This window comes from Streptococcus sp. 27098_8_186 (genome assembly GCF_041432055.1).
Taxonomy (GTDB): Bacteria; Bacillota; Bacilli; order Lactobacillales; family Streptococcaceae; genus Streptococcus; species Streptococcus dentalis.
The window spans coordinates 22,106-41,827 of sequence record NZ_JAPVYV010000013.1; the positions used below are offsets into that span (position 1 = coordinate 22,106).

21 protein-coding genes, 1 tRNA gene and 1 pseudogene are annotated in these 19,722 nt (G+C 42.3%); all 23 read right to left on the reverse strand.

Going from position 1 to position 19,722, the window contains the following annotated elements; all coding sequences use genetic code 11:
* Positions 1 to 91 precede the first annotated feature (91 nt).
* The 23 genes and pseudogenes from ilvA to O3602_RS09680 all read right to left on the reverse strand — a co-directional run bounded on the left by ilvA (position 92) and on the right by O3602_RS09680 (position 19,513).
* Positions 92 to 1,342 (reverse strand): threonine ammonia-lyase IlvA, encoded by a 1,251-nt coding sequence (gene ilvA, locus O3602_RS09570; RefSeq protein ID WP_003004336.1) that lies wholly within the window; start codon positions 1,340 to 1,342, stop codon positions 92 to 94.
* Between the two features lie 76 nt (positions 1,343 to 1,418).
* A complete protein-coding gene (ilvC, locus tag O3602_RS09575) occupies positions 1,419 to 2,441 on the reverse strand; it encodes a ketol-acid reductoisomerase (protein ID WP_371611591.1) in 1,023 nt (340 codons plus the stop codon).
* A 66-nt stretch (positions 2,442 to 2,507) separates the two neighbouring features.
* Positions 2,508 to 2,984: an acetolactate synthase small subunit gene (gene ilvN / locus O3602_RS09580; RefSeq protein ID WP_003010242.1), complete on the reverse strand. Its 477-nt coding sequence runs from the start codon at positions 2,982 to 2,984 to the stop codon at positions 2,508 to 2,510.
* Complete coding sequence (locus O3602_RS09585; RefSeq protein ID WP_371611592.1) at positions 2,977 to 4,677, reverse strand: acetolactate synthase large subunit; 1,701 nt, start codon at positions 4,675 to 4,677, stop codon at positions 2,977 to 2,979. Before O3602_RS09585 ends, ilvN begins: the two co-directional genes overlap by 8 nt.
* 187 nt (positions 4,678 to 4,864) lie before the next feature.
* Complete coding sequence (locus O3602_RS09590; protein WP_371611593.1) at positions 4,865 to 5,464, reverse strand: response regulator; 600 nt, start codon at positions 5,462 to 5,464, stop codon at positions 4,865 to 4,867.
* A 1-nt stretch (position 5,465) separates the two neighbouring features.
* Positions 5,466 to 6,563, reverse strand: coding sequence for a sensor histidine kinase (locus tag O3602_RS09595; RefSeq protein ID WP_371611594.1), 1,098 nt, complete (start codon positions 6,561 to 6,563; stop codon positions 5,466 to 5,468).
* Positions 6,560 to 7,300: an ABC transporter permease gene (locus O3602_RS09600; RefSeq protein ID WP_371611595.1), complete on the reverse strand. Its 741-nt coding sequence runs from the start codon at positions 7,298 to 7,300 to the stop codon at positions 6,560 to 6,562. The genes O3602_RS09595 and O3602_RS09600 overlap by 4 nt, the downstream gene beginning before the upstream one ends.
* Complete coding sequence (locus O3602_RS09605) at positions 7,269 to 8,186, reverse strand: ABC transporter ATP-binding protein (RefSeq protein ID WP_371611596.1); 918 nt, start codon at positions 8,184 to 8,186, stop codon at positions 7,269 to 7,271. Before O3602_RS09605 ends, O3602_RS09600 begins: the two co-directional genes overlap by 32 nt.
* A gap of 72 nt (positions 8,187 to 8,258) precedes the next feature.
* Positions 8,259 to 8,450, reverse strand: coding sequence for a hypothetical protein (locus O3602_RS09610; protein WP_037607299.1), 192 nt, complete (start codon positions 8,448 to 8,450; stop codon positions 8,259 to 8,261).
* A gap of 135 nt (positions 8,451 to 8,585) precedes the next feature.
* The gene (locus O3602_RS09615; RefSeq protein WP_061604942.1) at positions 8,586 to 9,140 is read right to left on the reverse strand and encodes an SP0191 family lipoprotein; all 555 of its coding nucleotides are present in this window, start codon (positions 9,138 to 9,140) and stop codon (positions 8,586 to 8,588) included.
* 284 nt (positions 9,141 to 9,424) lie between these two features.
* On the reverse strand, positions 9,425 to 11,089 hold the full coding sequence (locus O3602_RS09620) for a DAK2 domain-containing protein (protein WP_049483528.1): 1,665 nt from the start codon (positions 11,087 to 11,089) through the stop codon (positions 9,425 to 9,427).
* 2 nt (positions 11,090 to 11,091) lie between these two features.
* Positions 11,092 to 11,457 (reverse strand): Asp23/Gls24 family envelope stress response protein, encoded by a 366-nt coding sequence (locus tag O3602_RS09625; protein WP_003004393.1) that lies wholly within the window; start codon positions 11,455 to 11,457, stop codon positions 11,092 to 11,094.
* A 289-nt stretch (positions 11,458 to 11,746) separates the two neighbouring features.
* Positions 11,747 to 11,935 carry a 50S ribosomal protein L28 gene (rpmB, locus tag O3602_RS09630; protein ID WP_001140948.1) on the reverse strand — a complete coding sequence of 63 codons (189 nt, stop codon included), beginning with the start codon at positions 11,933 to 11,935 and terminating at the stop codon, positions 11,747 to 11,749.
* 118 nt (positions 11,936 to 12,053) lie between these two features.
* Positions 12,054 to 12,749, reverse strand: a complete 696-nt coding sequence (locus tag O3602_RS09635; RefSeq protein ID WP_371611597.1) for a hypothetical protein — start codon at positions 12,747 to 12,749, stop codon at positions 12,054 to 12,056.
* Between the two features lie 4 nt (positions 12,750 to 12,753).
* The gene (locus O3602_RS09640) at positions 12,754 to 13,200 is read right to left on the reverse strand and encodes a LytTR family DNA-binding domain-containing protein (protein WP_003004160.1); all 447 of its coding nucleotides are present in this window, start codon (positions 13,198 to 13,200) and stop codon (positions 12,754 to 12,756) included.
* Positions 13,201 to 13,500: 300 nt separating this feature from the next.
* Positions 13,501 to 13,812 carry a hypothetical protein gene (locus O3602_RS09645; protein WP_371611603.1) on the reverse strand — a complete coding sequence of 104 codons (312 nt, stop codon included), beginning with the start codon at positions 13,810 to 13,812 and terminating at the stop codon, positions 13,501 to 13,503.
* A gap of 232 nt (positions 13,813 to 14,044) precedes the next feature.
* Positions 14,045 to 14,117, reverse strand: a tRNA-Thr gene (locus tag O3602_RS09650).
* 46 nt (positions 14,118 to 14,163) lie between these two features.
* Positions 14,164 to 14,612 (reverse strand): annotated as a pseudogene (locus tag O3602_RS09655) (GNAT family N-acetyltransferase).
* A 38-nt stretch (positions 14,613 to 14,650) separates the two neighbouring features.
* Complete coding sequence (locus O3602_RS09660; protein WP_371611598.1) at positions 14,651 to 15,436, reverse strand: ABC transporter permease; 786 nt, start codon at positions 15,434 to 15,436, stop codon at positions 14,651 to 14,653.
* 1 nt (position 15,437) lies between these two features.
* Complete coding sequence (locus O3602_RS09665; protein ID WP_371611599.1) at positions 15,438 to 16,256, reverse strand: ABC transporter permease; 819 nt, start codon at positions 16,254 to 16,256, stop codon at positions 15,438 to 15,440.
* 1 nt (position 16,257) lies between these two features.
* Positions 16,258 to 17,250: an ATP-binding cassette domain-containing protein gene (locus O3602_RS09670; protein ID WP_371611600.1), complete on the reverse strand. Its 993-nt coding sequence runs from the start codon at positions 17,248 to 17,250 to the stop codon at positions 16,258 to 16,260.
* Between the two features lie 359 nt (positions 17,251 to 17,609).
* Positions 17,610 to 18,548, reverse strand: a complete 939-nt coding sequence (locus O3602_RS09675; protein WP_371611601.1) for an alpha/beta fold hydrolase — start codon at positions 18,546 to 18,548, stop codon at positions 17,610 to 17,612.
* An 83-nt stretch (positions 18,549 to 18,631) separates the two neighbouring features.
* On the reverse strand, positions 18,632 to 19,513 hold the full coding sequence (locus O3602_RS09680) for a class II fructose-bisphosphate aldolase (protein ID WP_371611602.1): 882 nt from the start codon (positions 19,511 to 19,513) through the stop codon (positions 18,632 to 18,634).
* Positions 19,514 to 19,722: the final 209 nt, after the last annotated feature.

The window sequence follows — 19,722 nt, forward strand, 5'->3', positions numbered from 1 at the left end:
TTTACGCATATCATATCACAAGTCTTCATAAAAAAGCAATATATTCCATCAAAATATATTGCTTAAATAGTCGTTTGTTTCTGTATGATATTCAGACTAGCATATTATAGAGAGTTTCATTTCCGTTCAAATTAATGAAAGACGGATCAAAACGCTCAATACGGTTGACCAAGCCTGCATAGTCATGTTTATTAGCCAAAGTAACCCCAATCAAGACAGGACCTGTCCCCTTGCTGGCGCGTTTAATGTATTCAAAACGCGTGATATCATCATTTGGCCCTAAGATATCATTTACAAATTCGCGAAGGGCACCTGGACGTTGTGGGAAATTGATGATAAAGTAGTGTTTTACTCCATCGTAGATCAAGGCACGTTCTTCCATCTCAGGCATACGGTTGATGTCATTATTCCCACCTGAGATAATACAACAGATCGTTTTACCCTTGATGTATTCGCGCAAGATTTCAAGGGATGCTACACTGGCAGCTCCCGCTGGTTCGGCTACGATCCCTTGCTTAGAATAAAGATCAATCAAAGTCTCTGAAATCAAACCTTCATCGACCCCAACCAGGGTTTCCACATGCTGGCGGGTTACTTCATAGGTCAATTGTCCCACCTTTTGTACGGCAATTCCGTCTGCAAACTTATCAATTTCTGGTAATTTGACGGGGCCTCCTGCTTCAAAGGCCGCCTTCATGGAGCGTGCTCCCTCGGCCTCTACCCCAATGACCTCAATCCGAGGATCCGTTTCTTTGATGTAGGCAGAAACACCTGAAATGAGGCCTCCTCCACCGACAGGAACAAGGACAGCATCAAAGGCAATCGACTCTTTCCGAGCATCCTCAAGGATTTCGTAGGCAACCGTCCCTTGACCAGCCTGTACGAATGGATTATCAAATGGGTCAATAAAGGTCCTTTTTTCTGCAAGTGTAAATTCTTGTGCTGCCTTCGCTGAAGCGTCAAAAGTATCTCCGACCAACTTGATTGTTACATAATCCCCACCAAAGAAGCGGACTTGTCCAATCTTTTGTTGCGGTGTCGTAATGGGCATAAAAATAGTCGCTGGAATTTTCATCTCATTACATGTGTAAGCAACCCCTTGCGCATGGTTTCCCGCAGATGCACACACTACCCCACGTTCCCGCTCTTCTTTTGATAATTGAGAGATCGCAAAGTAGGCGCCACGAATCTTGAAAGAACGAACGCGTTGGGCATTTTCTTTTTTCAAATAAATCTTTGCCCCATATTTTTCAGATAAATAGTGGTCGTATTCAAGGGGCGTATTGACAACGACTCCACTTAATATTTTATGGGCCTTAGCCACATCTTTTGCTGTTATCATTTCATACCTCTGTTGCTGTGATTTGATGAAAAAAGCAAGCCAGGGTGTCCCAACTTGCTTAGTCTTCTACAGACAATTAGTTGTAGATTTTGAAGGCGTCATCGTCATTTTGACCAACGAACGGCATTGCTTTACGCAATTCAGCACCAACTTTTTCAATTTCAAGGTTAGCAGCTTGTTCGCGGTAAGCAGTTAATTTTGGACGTCCAGCTTTGTAGTCGTTAACAAAGTCGTTAGCGAAGTTACCATTTTGAATGTCAGCAAGAACAGCTTTCATATTTTCTTTCACTTGTTCAGTGATTACACGTGGGCCTGATACATAGTCACCGTATTCAGCAGTGTTAGAGATTGATTGACGCATTTTCTTGAAGCCACCTTCGTAGATCAAGTCCACAATCAATTTCATTTCATGAAGAACTTCAAAGTATGCTAATTCTGGAGCATAACCGGCTTCAGTCAATACTTCAAAACCAGCCTCGATGAGGGCAGTCAAACCACCACAAAGTACAGCTTGTTCTCCGAACAAATCTTCTTCCGTTTCTTCTTTGTAAGTTGTTTCAAGAAGACCAACGCGTGCTGCACCAACACCTTTACACCAGCCCATAGCGATATCTTTCGCATTACCAGTAGCATCTTGATAGACAGCGTAAAGTGCTGGTACACCAAATCCTTCAGTGTAAGTACGACGTACCAAGTGACCTGGTCCTTTTGGAGCACACATAAAGACATCGACATCTGCTGGAACCTTGATGAATTCGAAATGGATATTAAATCCATGCGCAAAACCAACCGCATTACCAGCTTCCAAGTTTGGCGCAATTTCTGTTTCGTACAATTCTTGTTGGATTTCATCTGGTGCCAAAATCATGATGACATCAGCCAATTTAGTTGCTTCTGCCACCGTATAAGTATCAAAGCCATCTTCTTTTGCTTTATCGAATGATTTCCCTGGGCGAACACCGATAATAACATCATGACCTGAGTCACGCAAATTTTGTGCGTGTGCATGTCCTTGAGAACCATAACCGATTACAGCAATTTTTTTACCAGTTAACGCTGCAACTTTAACATCTTTTTCGTATTCCATCTGAACTGCCATAAGTAAAATCTCTTTTCTATTTTAATTTGCCTTTTTAAGGCGGGGTTAACAATGTTAAGGCGAGAATTAATCTCGAGTAAATCCGGTTGCACCGGTGCGGGCAATGTTTTTAATCCCATAAGGGCGAATGACACGAATGAGGGCTTCGCTCTTTTCTGCATTTCCCGTCATTTGAACAGTAATCGAGCTTGGAGCTACGTCGACCACGGTTGCACGGAAAGGTTGAATAATGGCCAAGATTTCTGCCCGCTTCTCAGCTGGTGCAGAAACTTTCACCAAGATAACTTCGCGCTCCAAGTGTGGTTTATCCGTGATATCCCGGACACGGATCACATCCACCTGGCGGTTGAGCTGTTTGATGATTTGCTCCACTTCATCATGCGAAGCAACATCAATGATAATGGTAATCCGCGATACATTAGGGTTTTCTGTTGCTCCAACAGAGATACTTTCGATATTGACTTGACGTCTCGACAAGACTCCTGTAAAGCGATTCAGAACACCTGAGCGGTTTTGAAGTTTGGCTGTTAACATTCTACGCATTAAACTTCACCCCCAACATCTCATGATTACTCTTACCAGCTGGTACCATCGGTAAGACATGCTCTTTCCGAGAAATGTCTACTTCGATGAACATTGGTGCATCTTCTGTGATGACTTCCAAATCCTTCTCAAGAGTTTCAGGATTATCAAATTTATAATTCTTGATCCCGTAAGCTTGCGCCATCAATTGGAAATCTGGAAGGCTATCAAAGACTGACTCTGACGTCCGACCATCATAGAAGGCTTCTTGCCATTGGCGGACCATCCCAAGCGAGTGGTTGTTGAGCATAACGACCTTGATCGGAACCTTATAAATATTTAAGATCGCCAATTCTTGGTTGGTCATTTGGAAACCACCATCTCCGACAAAGAGAACAACTTCTTTATCTGGATTGGCAATTTTCGCTCCGATAGCTGCAGGAACACCGAATCCCATTGTTCCTAGACCACCAGATGTCACCAATTGTCGCTCATTTTGGTAAGGATAGTATTGAGCTGCCCACATTTGGTGTTGTCCAACGTCTGTGACGACAATAGCGTCCCCCTTGGTCAACTCTCCGATGCGTTCAATCACAGCTTGTGGCTGCACAACCCGTTCCTTCTTGTCGTATGAACGAACCCGGTTCTTATCTTGGGTCACCTTTTCGATCCATTTTTCTGTGTTGTTATGAACCGTCGGCTCTGCTAGCAACTGCTGTAAGGCCTTCTTTGCATCGCCAACGACAGGAATGTCAACGGCAATGATCTTCCCAATCTCTGCGGGATCAATATCGATATGGGCAACCTTAGCATTTTTAGCGAAAGTCTTTGGATTCCCTGTTAAACGGTCATCAAATCGACAACCAACACTGATCATGAAATCTGTCTCTGTCATAGCAATATTAGCTGCGAAGGATCCGTGCATTCCTCCCATCCCTAGGAAAAGAGGATGACTGGTTGCAATCGTTCCTTGACCTAACAGACTGGTCACTACTGGAATCTGATAGCGCTCTGCTAGAGCAATCAACTCTTTTGCCGCTCCAGCGTAACTTACCCCACCACCAGCAAGAAGAACTGGTTTTTTAGCCTTACTCAATTGCTTCAAAATCTTTTTGATCTGCAATTCATTGGGTTCAATGGTAGGTTGGTAGCTTGGAAGCTTCACACTTGGTTCATAGATGAAATCTGTCTCTAAAGCAGACACATCCTTTGGAAGGTCAATTACCACCGGACCAGGACGGCCGGTCGTCGCAATATGGACAGCTTCGGTGATAATTCGCGGAATATCTGCCGTCTCACGTACTTGATAGTTGTACTTGGTGATGGGCATGGTAATTCCCACGATATCCGCTTCTTGGAAGGCGTCTTTCCCGATCCCAGCACGATTGACTTGGCCAGTGAAGACTAGTAAGGGAACGCTATCGCTCATGGCGTCTGCAATCCCTGTAATGGCATTGGTAGCCCCCGGTCCACTAGTGACGACTGCGACACCCAGCTTTCCAGTTGATTTGGCGTAGCCTTCAGCCTCATGCAAGCATCCTTGTTCATGACGACCCAAGATATGCTGGATACCCTCAAAGCTATAGATGGCATCGTATAAAGGCAAAACCGCTCCACCAGGATAACCAAAAATCGTGTCAATGCCCAAATCACGCAGGGTTTCAAGAACGAGCTCTGAACCGGTTTTCGCAGTTTCTAAGGTAATTTTCTCCATGTCTCTCCTTTCCAGTACTTTGTATATCAAATTAGCATGCTACTATCATACCATTTTTAGAAAATATTTCAAGGAAAAATAGTAAATTTTCTGAATTTTCTATTCAAATCCGAAGAATGAGAGTTTTTCTAAAAATGCTACGTCTATCAGAAAAAAGTCTCTAGGAAATCCTAGAAACTTTTCTTCCTTATAACCAACCCTTTTCTTGGGCGATCTTTGCCGCCTCGGTCCGGTTTTCCGCATCCAACTTGGTCAGAATGGCTGACATATAATTGCGGATGGTCCCGTTTGAGAGGAATAAACGATCAGCAATTTCTTGATTAGAAGCTCCCTTTGCAACTTCTTTTAGGACCGCTTGCTCCTGAGAGCTTAGAGGATTGGGATGGGTTAGGATTCCCTCCATTAATTCAGGAGAATATTCTTTTTGCCCTGCCAAAACCGTATGAAGTGTTGCCATCAAATCTGTAATGCGACGTTCTTTTAAGACATAGGCATCGACTCCAGCCTTGAGGGCCCGCTCAAAGTAACCCGGTCGTTTAAAGGTGGTAACGATGACAACCTTGAGCTGGGGTTGTTGACTTTTGGCCCATTCCAACACTTCTAGTCCTGTTTTGATAGGCATCTCAATATCTAAAATAGCAATATCAACTGGATGGGTTTCGAGTAAGCGAATGGCTTCTTGCCCATCTCCAGCCTGCAAGACTTCTTCTACATCCTCTTGCAAAAGCAAGAGCTGGCAAAGGGCATCGCGCAACATACTTTGGTCTTCTGCAACTAATAAGCGCATCTTATTTCCTTTCTTGATAGGGGATCCGTATTTCTATGCGGGTCGGCTTGTATTGATGACTGATATCCAGCTCTCCTCCCAGCAAGGCAATCCGTTCGCGGATCGAGTGCAGGTCCTTATCCGAGACCTTATCAAAGCCGATACCATTGTCTTCTGCGACCATTTCCACCCCTGTTTCGGTGGAGCGATAAGTGAGAAGGGCTTGCGTCGCTTTGGCATGTTTGATCATATTGGTGGCTAGTTCCAGAGACACCATGGCCAGAGCAGACTCTAGGACCGGCGAGATGCTAGCTGTATCGAGATTGTTTTGGATCTCCACTTTGACTTGCGCCACTTCTAGCATTTGCTTGACGGTTTCCAGCTCTCTTACCAGGGTTCGCTGCTTCAAGTTCTCCACAATCTCTCTGACTTGGTGCATGGACTCTTGACTAATGGCTTGAATCTCTTGCACCTGCTCCTGCGCCTTCTCAACCTGACCCAATGCTAAGAATTGATCAGCCAGGTCTGCCTTGACACTGAGCATAGCAAAGGTGTGGCCCAGACTGTCATGTAGATCACGGCCAATCCGATGGCGCTCGTTTTCTGCCAGCAAGAGATTGATCTGGGCATTTTGCTTGGCATGGTCAGCTTTCAACTCTTCCATCATCCGAATCCGAACCATGCCGTAAGTCATGGCATGGGTAAAGAAGAAAATGATGATTAAAAATACCCATTCATACTCCATCGCATTCTGTTTGAAAAAGATAACTCCAAAAAGTAGGAATTGCGATAGAAATACTGTCCAAAGATAAGGAGAGCGAAAATTGCGAATCTCAAAGTGATAGACCAACAGGTTACTGATGAAGAAATAAAACCAAAAATAGTTGGCATTAATAAAAAGAGTATTTCCTGCTACATAGGCTAGGAGGTACAGCCAACAAATCCAGATCAGCTTTTTGTTTTCAGTAATCAAGATTCCTAGATAGGAAGCAATAAACAAGAGGGCTAAAAAGAAGTGCCAGTAGGGAACCTCACCCAATAAAATAGAGATAAATGGGAATCCCATAAAGACTAGGCTAGCGTAAAACATATAATGAATACGCTTGAGTTTTTCAATCATGAACGAACCTCAGAATGACGACGATAGACGATGACAAGGGTAAACAAGACCAAGGTAAACAAGGTTAAATAGAGACTAGCAAAGCCATTGACCTGCCCCTTATTTAAAAAGGTCTTGATCAGTTCCATCAATTGATAGGTTGGCAGGCATTTGCCAATAGCTTGCATCCATTCTGGAAAGACACTAATGGGCATCCATAGGCCACCCATGACAGCCAGTCCCATATAGAGGAGATTGCCCGCAACCGACATCAATTGACTGGAAGGAAGCAAGGTCAAGACCAGACCGATAGCTACAAAAGCTAGACTTCCTAGGATGAGAAGGAAGGCCGCTAAGACCCAATCCTGTAGAGACATGTTCACATGCCGCACCACATGACCCACGGTAAAGACGACCCCAATGGATAGGAGAAAGTCTACAAAGAGACCCGCAACCTTTATTAGATAATATTCTACCATAGATACGGGGGTATGGCGCAAGACTTTTTGCCAATTATTGAGGCGATCGGTTTCAAGAACCGTTGGAAAAGAAAAGATAGCCGTAGACATCATGGAAAAAGCCGTCATGGAGAGAAGATAATCCCTCATAAAGTGAGCGGGGGCCCCTGGTGTATCCTGGTACATCCCTGAAAAGAAGAGATAAAAGGCCGTAGGCATCCCAATTGATAACAAGTAATAAATGGCTTGGCGACTGGTCAAATGCCACTCAACCACGCCGAGAGCTTTCATGCGTTTCATCTTCTCTACCTACTTCCTTTGTATTTTCAAAAATAGAATCCAATAAACTTCGATTGGTTACTTCGATTTCTTGGATCGAACATCCTTCTTCTTGCAAGCGACTCCACAAACGATTGGCATCGTGTGTCACAACCTGAAGAGCATCGGGTTTAATGACCACTTCACCAACGCCTTCCATCTCTGCCACTAGCACTTGGTAACGCAAAGGCAAGGTGAAATGTTTTTCTACCTCTTCGCTTCTCATAGCTAGTGGCGTCGTATCCCGAAGCAAATGCCCCTGATGCAAGACCAAAATTCGATCAGCCGTGTGCTCTACTTCCTCGATGTAATGGGAAGAATAGACAATGGTCACATCTTCTTCCTTTAAACGCCCAACAATCTCCCAGAAGCGTTGGCGAGTGGACGTATCCATTCCCGCAGTTGGCTCATCTAAGAAAAGTAAGCTAGGACGACCAATCAAGGTCAACACAAAGGATAAAAGACGCTTTTGCCCACCAGACAGCTTACTGGCTAATTGCTTCTTTTGTTCTGGAGTAAAACGCAATAAATCATCGATGTCATTGACCGTTAAAGGGTTGGGATAAATGGAGCGAAAGAAACTGATCAGTTCCTGCACGGTTAGCTTTTGCACGATGGCATTCTCTTGAGGGAGATAAGAGACACTAGCCTTTAACTGAGGATGACCAGGAGCTTTTCCCTCTACTTCAATAGTTCCAGAAGTCGCCTTCATATCTCCCAGCAGACAGTTCATCAAGGTTGTTTTCCCAGCTCCGTTTGGCCCGATCAAGGCCAGACAATCCCCCTGTTCAACTACAAAAGAAAGATCTTTTAAAATTACTTTTCCTTTGATACTTTTTTTCAAGTTCTCTACTCTAATGACGCTCATGATACTCTCCTTTCAAGCAGCCTTAAACGGCCAGAATGATGACAAAAACAACCAAGGTCACTCCCGTTTGTTTCATTGCTCCATTTCCTTTTTAACAGACTTGATCATTTTCAATCCTTCTTGAACCGCCCAGCTCATGATACCAAGCCCAGCAAATAATTCCCAAGGGAAATGGTAATAGAGGCTATCATCCTTTGAAAAGATCAAATAGATGACCATTCCCACCACTGTTAACGTAAACACTTTATAGAACCATTGTTTCATTTTTCCTTACCTCTTACTTTCTGACTATATTATAGCGAAAGAAAATAACAGCCACTAGATAATTTTGTCACTGGCTCACATGACAAAAGTCACTAAAAAAAGCCAAGTGACTCCACTCGACTTTTTCTATTCTTCTTACTGGCCTTCTTCTTTCATGCCATGCAATTTCAAGGCCTTCACCAAGGCATCCGCCTTCATGTTTTTCAAATCATTGAGACCAGCATCTTTGAAGTAAGAAATTTCTTCAAGAGACTTGGCGTCAATTTGGTTGAGGTCAATCACACTGGTTGAGAGCAATTTCTTTTCTGGTGTGACTGTGTATTCCAAACTAAAACCGGGAACGGTTTTTAGCTTCTTGTAGTCTTCATTTTGCTCCAGCAAAGCTTGAATAGCTGCTGTGAGCTCTTCAGGTGACTTCTCTGCTGCGATGGTCCCAAGTTGTTGGGGCAGATTGGCCGTCACTTCGATGCGAAGGTTTTCAACCTTATCTCCCTTAGACTTGATGATATCCCGGTGTTTTGTTCCATTGATATCTCCTACTAAGGTTGTGGTTTTTTCTTCATTTTTTACTTCTTTTTTAACAGAGGAACTGCTAGATGAGCTAGCGGTTGTAGTTTTCTTTGTTTGGGATTGCGAACAACCAGTCAATACCAAAATGGCTAGCCCAAGGGTTACAAAAAATTTCTTCATTTTTATAACTCTCCTTTCACATACTGATACCAGTATAACATATCGCGTCTTTCTTGTCTAAAAACTCCACTGCTCAAACCATTTCCCCCTCTTTTCAAGCTCTTCAATTTGAATAAAAAACTGATGAATTTGAGACTTTTTGCAGAAACCCCTTTTTCTCACGAATAAAGCTTCCGTGTAGGGGTCGCTTCAGTCTCAATCCCTCTGAATCACGCTGATTTCATAGGGAATCTCCTCGTTTTTCTATATACAAAAAAAGGTTCCGAAAGGAACCTTCTGTTCAATTATTCTACACTAAACAAGTATGGGTAGACAGGTTGGCCACCTTGGTGGATTTCTACTTCTACATCTTCGTATTTTTCAGCAAGGGCTTGGGCCAATTCATTTGCCAACTCCTCACTGCCGTCTTCACCGACATAGATGGTCACAATTTCACTGTCTTCATCCAACATATGAGCGAATGTTTCTTCCAAGGTTTCCATCATATCTGGATTTGAAACAACGATTTTGCCATCGACCATTCCAAGATTATCATTTTCATGGATTTCAAGCCCATCAATAGTGGTATCGCGAACCGCTGTTGTCACACTACCAGACGCAACATCACCCAATGAAGCGCTCATGCGTTCGTAGTTTTCTTCGATCGATTTGCTTTCATCAAAGGCAAGAAGACTAGTCAATCCTTGAGGGATAGTCTTGGTCTCAACAACTGCTGCAGGTTGATCAATCACTTCTGCTGCAGATTGAGCCGCCATCAAGATATTTTTGTTGTTTGGCAAGATAATGATGTTGCGCGCATTCAACTCTTCAACCGCTTTGACAAAGTCTTCTGTTGATGGGTTCATGGTTTGACCACCAGAGATGATGTAATCAACTCCTTGCGCTTTAAAGATATCAGCCAATCCCTCACCAGCAACTACTGCGATGATGGCATATTCTTTTTCTTCAACTGGTTTGGCTTGACGTTCTTCTTTTTCAACTTGCGCTTCGTGTTGGTTACGCATGTTGTCGACTTTCACCTTGACCAAGCTTCCGTACTTAAGACCTTCTTGCATGACAAGACCTGGATCTTCTGTATGGACGTGAACTTTGACAATCTCATCGTCATTCACCACCAATAGGGAATCCCCAAGGTTGTTCAAATAGTTACGGAATTCATCATAATCGAAGTCTTTGACATAGGTTGGACCTTGTTTCAAAGCGACCATGATTTCTGTACAGTAACCAAACTTGATGTCTTCAGTAGCCACATGGCCAGCGACTGACTTGTGGTGTTCTGCATTAATCATTTCTGACATGGTTGCAGGTGTTGCTTGGAACTCTTCAGAAGCGATGAATTCACCTGTCAAAGCTGACAAGAATCCTTCATAGATGAAGACCAAACCTTGACCACCAGAGTCTACCACGCCAACTTCTTTCAAGACTGGCAACATATCTGGAGTCTTCGCAAGAGCTGTTTTAGCTCCTTCAAGAGCTGCACGCATGACTTCTACTGCATCATTAGTAGATTCTGCTTTTTTCTTAGCCCCAATGGCTGCTCCACGAGAAACCGTCAAAATAGTCCCTTCAACTGGCTTCATAACGGCTTTATAAGCAACTTCTACCCCAGATTGGAAGGCTGCTGCAAGCGCTGCTCCATCCAATTCTTCTTTGTCTTTGACACTTTGAGAAAATCCGCGGAACAATTGAGAAGTGATAACTCCTGAGTTCCCACGCGCACCCATCAAGAGACCTTTAGCAAAGATTCCTGCTGCTTCTCCAACAGTTGATGCAGAACGGTCAGATACTTCTTTGGCCCCATTTTCGATGGTCATTCCCATATTAGTCCCTGTATCTCCATCTGGTACAGGAAAGACGTTCAAAGAGTTTACATATTCCGCTTGTTTATTTAAGCGCGTAGCCCCCGCTTGAACCATTTCTTGAAATAAACTTGTAGTAATATTAGCCACGATTATTCTCCCACAATCTTGATATTTTGAATATAGACATTCACAGTATCCGTAGTGATTCCAAGTTGATTTTCCAAACTAAATTTCACACGTTCTTGAATATTTTTTGAGACTTCGCTAATCTTTGTTCCATAGCTCAAAACAGTGTAAACATCAACTGCGATAGTTCCTGCTTCCGTTGTTTTGACAACAACACCTTTAGAGAAGTTTTCTTTCCCTAGGAGGGCTTGGAAATTATCTTTGATCGCATTTTTGCTGGCCATTCCAACCACACCGAAGATCTCAGTAGCGGCACCGCCTACAACAGTTGCGATAACCTCATCAGTCAATTCAATTTGACCGTCCTTTGTATTGATTTTTACTGTCATAATTTCTACCTCAAAAGTATTTTATATTCTATTTTACCATAAAAGAGATCAGCTGTAAAAGGGTAGGGATTATTCTTCTCCCGCTGTGACAGCTGTCTCTAGAGAAAAAGAAAAGGGAGTGGGAAAGGACTCCGATTCGTTCAAAAGAGTCCGTATTCCCACCCCCGCACAGTTGATTAGGAAGTACGAATGTTTCAAACATGAGTAGTTCCAATCAACCACTGCGTCATGCTACTATTCCTATCAAAAAGCGAAGGCTGGACACTTTATGCCCAGCCTTCTTTCTTTATTAAACGCGTTCTACTTTACCAGATTTCAATGCACGAGCTGAAGCCCAAACTTTTTTAGGTTTACCATCGATAAGGACAGTTACTTTTTGAAGGTTTGGTTTTACGGCACGTTTTGTTTGGTTCATAGCGTGTGAACGGTTGTTACCTGATACAGTCTTACGACCTGTGAAATAACATACTTTAGCCATTTCTGTGTTTCCTCCTATTAGATCTAATATAACGGATGTGCTAGCACCACATACCGTACTATATTACCAAAAAAAATCTCTCTTGGCAAGCTTTTGGCCAAAGTTTTTCATTTCCGACTTAAGAAAACGAATTCGCTCCAACATAGATAATTTCCAGATTTCCTAAGGAAACATCGCCCGTAATGTAGAAATCCTTGCTTGTCAGAGTACTTGGATTTTCCTGATGCTGGATCGCTGATAGAGAATTATCCACATTTACATGGACGCGCCAATCGCTTGGTACATAGAGGCTCAGACTCCCAAGGGAAACATCGACAACAAACTGAGCAGAAGGACCTTCAATACGGCAATTGTCAAAATAAACCGATGCTTCTCCCATACTCACATCTGCACTTCCGCGGGTAAAGTGTTGGTCATTGAGATATTTTGTCACTGTTGAAAAAGTGACATCGATGTCATTGCCATCCGACTTATTCATGGATCCAGCAGAATAGGAAGCTAGGCGGGCTTTTGTTTTCTTAGAGGGTTTAAACAAAATGTTGAGCCCAATCACAGCGAGAATTGAGGAAAGGATAACAACTGAATTGGACACCGGAAGGAAATGGTATTGCCCATTGAGACAAAAGAGGGCTAAAAGTCCATAGATGAAGCCCCAACCAAAATGGCGTTTTAAGAAACTAGAGAGGGACAGGACGGCAAGCAAGGTGACCCAAGCCAAGGTCCAGATACTGATGTCCCATTTTACAAAATAGCCCTGTAAAAGGATTAAGGCTGCTAAAAGGATTAAGAATACTCCGATTAATTTTTTTCTCATGATATTACCTCATTTCATTTAGTCGTTCTTTTAAGAGTTGATAGTAGCGTCTGGATACGTGAACCTGCTTATGGGTCTGATAGAAATTGACCGTGCTGGTTCCTGAAAAAGACTTTTCTAGAGAATAGATCTGCTTTGCGTTGACAATGGTGGATTTGGATATCCGACAAAAGGCGATGGGAAGCAGCTCCTCCAACTCATAGAGCTTCTGCTTAACCTCATAGGCCTCGTCCTTGGTGTGCCCAAAAATCTTCTCCCCGTCCGTCTCAAAAAAGAGGATCGATGCCACATCCAGAAAATACTCACTTCGATCCTTGTAAAAGGCCAAAGGAGCAACCTTTTGTTCGAGGATTCTCTCTTGCAGCTGGGTCAACTCCGGGGTCAAGCGCGGAGCTCGAATCAAGATCTCAGGCTCGTCCATAGATGGATCCAATTCGATTCTAACTTTCATAAAACTCCTTTCCCAACGTTTTGATAGTACCATTATAACAGCTGTTGAAAACAAAACAAGGGCTTTTCAGTAAGTGGCACGTTTTCCCCATCAAGAGGTCATTTTTGAGAAGTAAAAGAGAGAGTGGGACAGAAATCGGTAATTCGTTAGAATTCGATTCCGTCGTCCCACCTCCGCACAGTTGAGTAGGGCTGTAAAAGCTGATGAAATCAGCGTAGTAGAGCCCACTCAACCACTGCGTCTTACTCTACAATCCAAAGACAATTGAGAGGCTAGGACTTTTATCCCAGCCTCCTTTCTTTATTTATTACTTTCCTTATCCGGTAAAAGAAAACTAAGACCTACGCAAGCGAGCACACCTGCTGTGATGACCAGACCATTTGAAACCGGCAGGACATCGTAAATCGCATTTGCGATCATAAATGCGATCAAGGCGCAGATAACACTTGCCTTGTAATCTTTTTTCAAGAGATTTTCAAGTGTAAAGAATGCAAATAAGAGAACGGGGAATAGGGGCCAGATATTCACATCGAGCTTTGGAAAACCAACCATTCCCATTGTGACAACCGCAAAAGCAGCAAGAATAAATCCCAGTCCGAGTAGTTTTTTCATCATCATATACCTCATTTTCAATATTCGGAAGTATTTCTTCCTTTGATGATTCTATGATAGCAGAGAGCCCCAACGGCGACAAGGACTTTTGACTAAGTGGTCAAAAAAGGTGCCTATGCGGTCAAAAAAAAGAGCGAGACCGAACGAATATGTGATCACCATCATTCGTCGTCTTGCTCCTTCAAAGCAGTTTCTTTTATTGTTCATCGAAGACTGTAGCAGTCTCTTCCTATGCCGATTGCAGGGATCGAACCTGTGACCTACGCGTTACGAGTGCGTTGCTCTACCAACTGAGCTAAATCGGCGGTTACCTTCTTAGTATAGCACTCTGATAGCGGATGTCAAGCACTTTTAGTTGATCTTTTTAATCAGAATCTGACATGGATTCTGTGGATCCCATAGTTGCGGAAAAATCTCTAATTTTTTAAAACCAAGACTGCGATAAAAGACATTTGTTCGGTCATAATCTTTATTTGAACCTTCTGCGACTGTTTTGACCTGTAGGTAGCCCACTTGTTTGACTGCTTCTCTTTCTATAGTCGTAATTAATTCCCTTCCAATTCCTTGACCTTGGAATGATTTTTTCACGCCTAGACAGTCACTTCACTCGAATATGATAAACTTATAAACCCTACTACATCACTTTCTTGATAAGCAGCCCAAACTCGTAAATCCTTAGCTCCTTCAATGTAGGCTTGCGTGCTTTCTGGTATTCCAAACCATTCTGGCAAATCCCTTAAAATCTCAGCGACAACTGCCATTTTTTGATCTTCACCCTTGACTTCTTTAATTACAAACATCATAAGTTCCTTTCTTGATTTTAGTCTTACTTTACCTCTTACGAACCAGCACTTTCGTAGGCATCCAATCCCCTGTTCCAAAGTTTGAGGGAAATAACAAAGAAAACAAGGGAAATCAGAATCAAACCACCAATATTAAAGAGTCCATCCTTGTCCTGCAAGAAATAGCTGGCAGGATAGTAGGCCGTAAAGGCAAAAGGTACAATAAAGCTAATTAACCAACGAAGGAGCGAATTGTAAATAGAAATAGGATACTTGGCAAAATCATTAAACATATAGAAAATGTAAATCATGGCACCTGACTGCTTGGTCCAAAAAGCGATGCTGGCTGTAGCAATTTTCAAGGAAGTATAAATCAAGGTCGCAAAAGGAATACAAACTAGAAAAATCAGGAATTTTGGAAGAGTCCAAGCAATGCTAGTCGCCGTTGTCGTTAGTAAGATGCCACCGACCAAAAGTTCACCCAAGGCATCAATCTGAAAGGTCTCAACGAGGATGTGAAAGAGAGGATTGATAGGACGAGTCAGATACTTGTCAAACTCCCCTTTTCGAACTAGCCGTTGACCTAAAGCCCAGAGATTGTCAAAAAAGAGATGATCTAATCCCTTTGGAATTAAGGAAAATCCATAGATAAAGGCAATCTCTTGAAATGTCCAACCTTCTAGCGAGGGGATGTGTTGAAAGATGACATTGAGAAACAAGAGGTTTAGGCCTTGAGTCAGAAAGACTCCCAACACACCTACCACAAAATCCACCTTGTATTCCATGATTTGCTTGATGTATTGTCTGATAAAAATCAGATGCATGCGTTGATATTTTTTCATACTAACCTCCCTGAATGGTGATAAATGACTGGACTCGTTTCCAAATCAACTGAGACAAGCTCACCATCACTATAAGCCAGAAAAACTGAAGCAAAAGTGCTTGAAGAATCTGACTGGCATCGTATTTCCCAACAATAATCATGACCGGAGTGTAAATCAAGGATGAAAATGGCAATAAGGAGAGAATATCTGAAACGATTTTCGGAAAGAAAGCCAAGGGAATTAAACTTCCAGACATAAAGGCCACTATGGAAGTCTTGAGTAGATTGGAACCCCATAGATTTTTAAACACAAAGGCTGAAAATCCAAAACAGATATTAAAGAAAAAGTTAATCAGATAGGCTAGGGTTAAGCTAAAAAGGTAAAGGACAGTTAATCCCAGCACTTCTACAATACCTTGCCCAGATAAGATTTTCATCAAAACAATGACACTTAAAAATGGCAGTCCAACAGAGATAAAAATCAACCACTTGGAGCCAAGTTCGGTGAAAAGGTAAGAGGCCGCAAAATGCACTGGTCTCAGCAAACGCATGATAATGGAGCCATCCTTAACCTCATCTCCAATCATAAAGGAGCTATCAGACCTGGTCAAAAGATTGGTCACAAAACTCATGATGATGTAGAAAGTGATATCTGCCATACTGAAGCCCTGAATCAAAGGCTCCTGGGAGGAGTCAAAGACTGCCTTCCAGAGATAAAAGGCCACAAAAGCCCCCATGACATCACCAATCCGATAGAGAATAAAGTTGACTCGATAGGAAATCAACTCCTGAATCCCTGCATTGATAAAGGGTTTATAACGTCTCCATAATTTGACCATCTTAGAGCTCCTTTCGATAGAAGCGACGGATAATATCTTCAATATCTGTATCTACCATCTTCAAATCACGGACTTCAAAATCAGATAAGGTTTGCTTGATAATATCGGCCGACTGGTAGCGGGAACTATCGAATTCAATATTGAGAGTATTTCCTTGTCTATCAATGGACATATCAGGCAAGCCCTCATAATGAGAGACTAGATGATTTTGACCTGGCGTCAGGTCAAAAGAGAGAGTCTTCATCTTTCCAAAGGTCTCCTTGAGCTGGCTAACCGTTCCATCAAAAATCTCTTGCCCCTTATCAATCATAAAAATCCGATCACAGAGTTGCTCAATATCACTCAAATCGTGAGTAGTCAAGAGAATAGTTGTCTCTTCCTCCTGATTAATCTGAGTAATGGCCCGACGAATGTTGTCCTTGACCGACACATCCAAACCAATAGTCGGCTCATCTAAAAAGAGAACCTTGGGATTGTGAAGTAAGGAAGCCGCAATATCCGCCCGCATCCGTTGACCTAGTGAAAGAGTCCGCACAGGATCCTTGATAAATTCCTTCAAATCCAAAACTTCATTCAAAAAGTCCATGCGCTTATGGAAAAGCGAGTCCGGTACATCATAGATCTCTTTCAAAACCGTGTAGGTCTCTTGCAGAGCCAAATCCCACCATAGCTGGGTGCGTTGTCCGAAAACGACTCCAATATCCTTGACATAATCTTGGCGATTATCCTGGGGAATCTTGCCGTTAATCCGACAAAAGCCAGATGTGGGCTTCAAAATTCCTGTCAGCATTTTGATGGTGGTTGACTTCCCAGCACCATTTGCCCCGATAAATCCTAAAATCTGCCCTTTTGGAACTTCAAAAGTTAAATCCCTGACCGCTTCAAAGGTCTGCTTTTCAGGATGAATAAAGGAGCGCAAGGCTCCCTTTAACCCCGGCTCCTTAACTGTCTTCACAAAATTTTTCCGAAGATGTTGCACTTCTATCATTGCCATATCTATCTCCCTATCGTAAGAAGCAACATTGTATTTTTGACTACAAATATTCTAAATCCTTACTTTCTACACTTTCTAAATATTATTACAGAAGGCTTTATACCAACCTATTATAATCCAATAAAAAAAGGAATGCAAGCGTTTGCTTATAGATTATGAAATTAGAGATTTCTCTCTTAAAATGAAACTTTTAATCAAAAATCCTGTTAAATAGTTTCCTTTAGACACCAAAAAACCTGCCCTTAGGGGCAGGCTTATTGTTAAGAAAAAGAATTTTTTTAATCGAGAAAATTAACGATTCTACTGTTAATCCTTCAGCATTTAATTATTATCATCAGTCTCAATGGATTTTTAAGCCCTCAATTATTCTCTAAAAATTCTTTAATACGAGAAACAATAGCATCGCTTTGATAATGATAGAGGTCGTGAGGCGCATCCATATAGTCGACTTGAACATTAGACTGGTCGCTTGCAAATCTCTCTGCATAACGTTGCCACTCTGATTGGCTAAAGGTCGTGCCTTCACCGTTAGAAACCAGGAGTAAGGCTGGAATTTTCGGATTAATGCTAGATGGAACTTTCTTGGCATTTTCCTTTGCCAAACGGGATTCATGAAGCATGGCTTGTGACATCAACTGCTTATATGCTAGTAATTTATATTGTTGTCGTTCAGTTTCAGTCAGAGTTGGATTTTTTATATAAAAGGACTCAGGGAAATAGCGTAATAAGCCAATCTTACTGCTCCAATAAGCCACAGTAAGCAAGGCCTGATTATCCTTTAAATCCTCATAACTTGCTGGTAATGCCCAATCCAGGCCAACCAAGGCTTTCACTTCATTAGGATATTTTTCTTGCCAAGCAAGGCTCTCAAGGCTAGCCATTGAATGAGAAACAATCACATAAGGCCCCGAAACTTCGGCTTGAGACAAAGCTTGACGGGTCTCAGAAAGAACCGTCATCACATCTCTTGATTGATCACTATCTTCACTAAAACCATAGCCAGCCCGCTCTACGACGACTACTTTGTATTTTTTGGATAGGGAATCTGTTAGATTCTTAAAGTCTAATATAGGTGAAGCAATACCTGCACCTGAAAGAAATACTATCGTTTCAGATCCTTCTCCTTTAACAGAGACGTTCATTCGATGTCCATTGACCGTGACCTGTTGACCAATGGGAGTGAGTAGCTTACTTTCTCTTCGCAAACTGAATTGATGAAAGATAAATGTAGCACCTAAAAAGAGCAAAAGAAAAACAAAAACGATCCAGCTCCACTGTTTGAATTTTTTCATAGCCATATTGTACAAAAATTAAATCCCGGAAGCAACCTTCCCATACAAAAAAACAAGATCCACATGAGACCTTGCTTTCCTGTTTTTAATTAAGCTTTGCCTTCTGAACCGAATACGTCGATACGTTCTTCAACAGCTGCTGTAATTGCTTCGAAACCTGGTTTCAAGAATTTACGTGGGTCGAAGAGTTTCTTCTTGTCGTATTCTGCTTCGTTTGCATCATATTCACGTACGAATTGACGAGTAGCATTTGCAAATGCGATTTGGCATTCAGTGTTCACGTTAACTTTCGCAACACCAAGTTTGATCGCTGCTTGGATTTGATCATCAGGGATACCTGATCCACCGTGCAATACGATTGGGAATCCTGGAACAGCTTCAGTCAATTTTTGCAAGTGGTCAAGGTGAAGACCTTTCCAGTTTGCTGGGTAAGGACCGTGGATGTTACCGATACCTGCAGCCAAGAAGTCGATTCCTGTAGCAACCATTGCTTTAGCGTCTTCGATTGGTGCCAATTCACCGTCACCGATGATACCGTCTTCTTCACCACCGATAGTACCAACTTCAGCTTCTACTGAGATACCTTTAGCATGAGCTTTTTCAACGACATCTTTCGCCAATTTAAGGTTTTCTTCAACTGGAAGGTGTGAACCGTCAAACATGATTGAAGTGTAACCAGCTTCGATACATTCAAGAGCATCGTCGTAGTGACCATGGTCAAGGTGAATAGCAACTGGTACAGTAATATCCATTGATTCTACAAGGTTTTCAATAAGGGATTTACATACTTTGTAACCACCCATGTATTTAGCAGCACCCATAGAAGTTTGGATAAGTACTGGAGCTTTCTTAGCTTCTGCTGCACGCAAGATAGCTTGAGTCCACTCAAGGTTGTTTGTGTTAAATCCACCAACTGCATAACCATTGTCACGAGCTGCTTGGACAAATTTTTCTGCTGAAACGATTGCCATTTGTTATAGGCCTCCTATAAATTTTTGTGGGGTTAATCCCACTTACATTGTTTATTTTATCACTTTTTAGATGAAATTGCTAGCTTTTCCTGTAGCTTTAAGCGATTTCTTCCGATAAATAGGACGGAATCTCCTATCTCCTAAGACTCTCATCCTAGCAAACAAGTAAAAGAAGCTGGGACAAAAGTCCTAGCCTCTCAATTATTTTT

Excerpts from the sequence above, each read along its gene's own strand:
- ilvA (WP_003004336.1), bottom strand. The coding sequence starts at position 1,342 with ATGATAACAGCAAAAGATGTGGCTAAGGCCCATAAAATATTAAGTGGA.
- ilvC (WP_371611591.1), bottom strand. The coding sequence starts at position 2,441 with ATGGCAGTTCAGATGGAATACGAAAAAGATGTTAAAGTTGCAGCGTTA.
- ilvN (WP_003010242.1), bottom strand. The coding sequence starts at position 2,984 with ATGCGTAGAATGTTAACAGCCAAACTTCAAAACCGCTCAGGTGTTCTG.
- O3602_RS09585 (WP_371611592.1), bottom strand. The coding sequence starts at position 4,677 with ATGGAGAAAATTACCTTAGAAACTGCGAAAACCGGTTCAGAGCTCGTT.
- O3602_RS09590 (WP_371611593.1), bottom strand. The coding sequence starts at position 5,464 with ATGCGCTTATTAGTTGCAGAAGACCAAAGTATGTTGCGCGATGCCCTT.
- O3602_RS09595 (WP_371611594.1), bottom strand. The coding sequence starts at position 6,563 with ATGATTGAAAAACTCAAGCGTATTCATTATATGTTTTACGCTAGCCTA.
- O3602_RS09600 (WP_371611595.1), bottom strand. The coding sequence starts at position 7,300 with ATGAAACGCATGAAAGCTCTCGGCGTGGTTGAGTGGCATTTGACCAGT.
- O3602_RS09605 (WP_371611596.1), bottom strand. The coding sequence starts at position 8,186 with ATGAGCGTCATTAGAGTAGAGAACTTGAAAAAAAGTATCAAAGGAAAA.
- O3602_RS09610 (WP_037607299.1), bottom strand. The coding sequence starts at position 8,450 with ATGAAACAATGGTTCTATAAAGTGTTTACGTTAACAGTGGTGGGAATG.
- O3602_RS09615 (WP_061604942.1), bottom strand. The coding sequence starts at position 9,140 with ATGAAGAAATTTTTTGTAACCCTTGGGCTAGCCATTTTGGTATTGACT.
- O3602_RS09625 (WP_003004393.1), bottom strand. The coding sequence starts at position 11,457 with ATGACAGTAAAAATCAATACAAAGGACGGTCAAATTGAATTGACTGAT.
- rpmB (WP_001140948.1), bottom strand. The coding sequence starts at position 11,935 with ATGGCTAAAGTATGTTATTTCACAGGTCGTAAGACTGTATCAGGTAAC.
- O3602_RS09635 (WP_371611597.1), bottom strand. The coding sequence starts at position 12,749 with ATGAGAAAAAAATTAATCGGAGTATTCTTAATCCTTTTAGCAGCCTTA.
- O3602_RS09640 (WP_003004160.1), bottom strand. The coding sequence starts at position 13,200 with ATGAAAGTTAGAATCGAATTGGATCCATCTATGGACGAGCCTGAGATC.
- O3602_RS09645 (WP_371611603.1), bottom strand. The coding sequence starts at position 13,812 with ATGAAAAAACTACTCGGACTGGGATTTATTCTTGCTGCTTTTGCGGTT.
- O3602_RS09660 (WP_371611598.1), bottom strand. The coding sequence starts at position 15,436 with ATGAAAAAATATCAACGCATGCATCTGATTTTTATCAGACAATACATC.
- O3602_RS09665 (WP_371611599.1), bottom strand. The coding sequence starts at position 16,256 with ATGGTCAAATTATGGAGACGTTATAAACCCTTTATCAATGCAGGGATT.
- O3602_RS09670 (WP_371611600.1), bottom strand. The coding sequence starts at position 17,250 with ATGGCAATGATAGAAGTGCAACATCTTCGGAAAAATTTTGTGAAGACA.
- O3602_RS09675 (WP_371611601.1), bottom strand. The coding sequence starts at position 18,548 with ATGGCTATGAAAAAATTCAAACAGTGGAGCTGGATCGTTTTTGTTTTT.
- O3602_RS09680 (WP_371611602.1), bottom strand. The coding sequence starts at position 19,513 with ATGGCAATCGTTTCAGCAGAAAAATTTGTCCAAGCAGCTCGTGACAAT.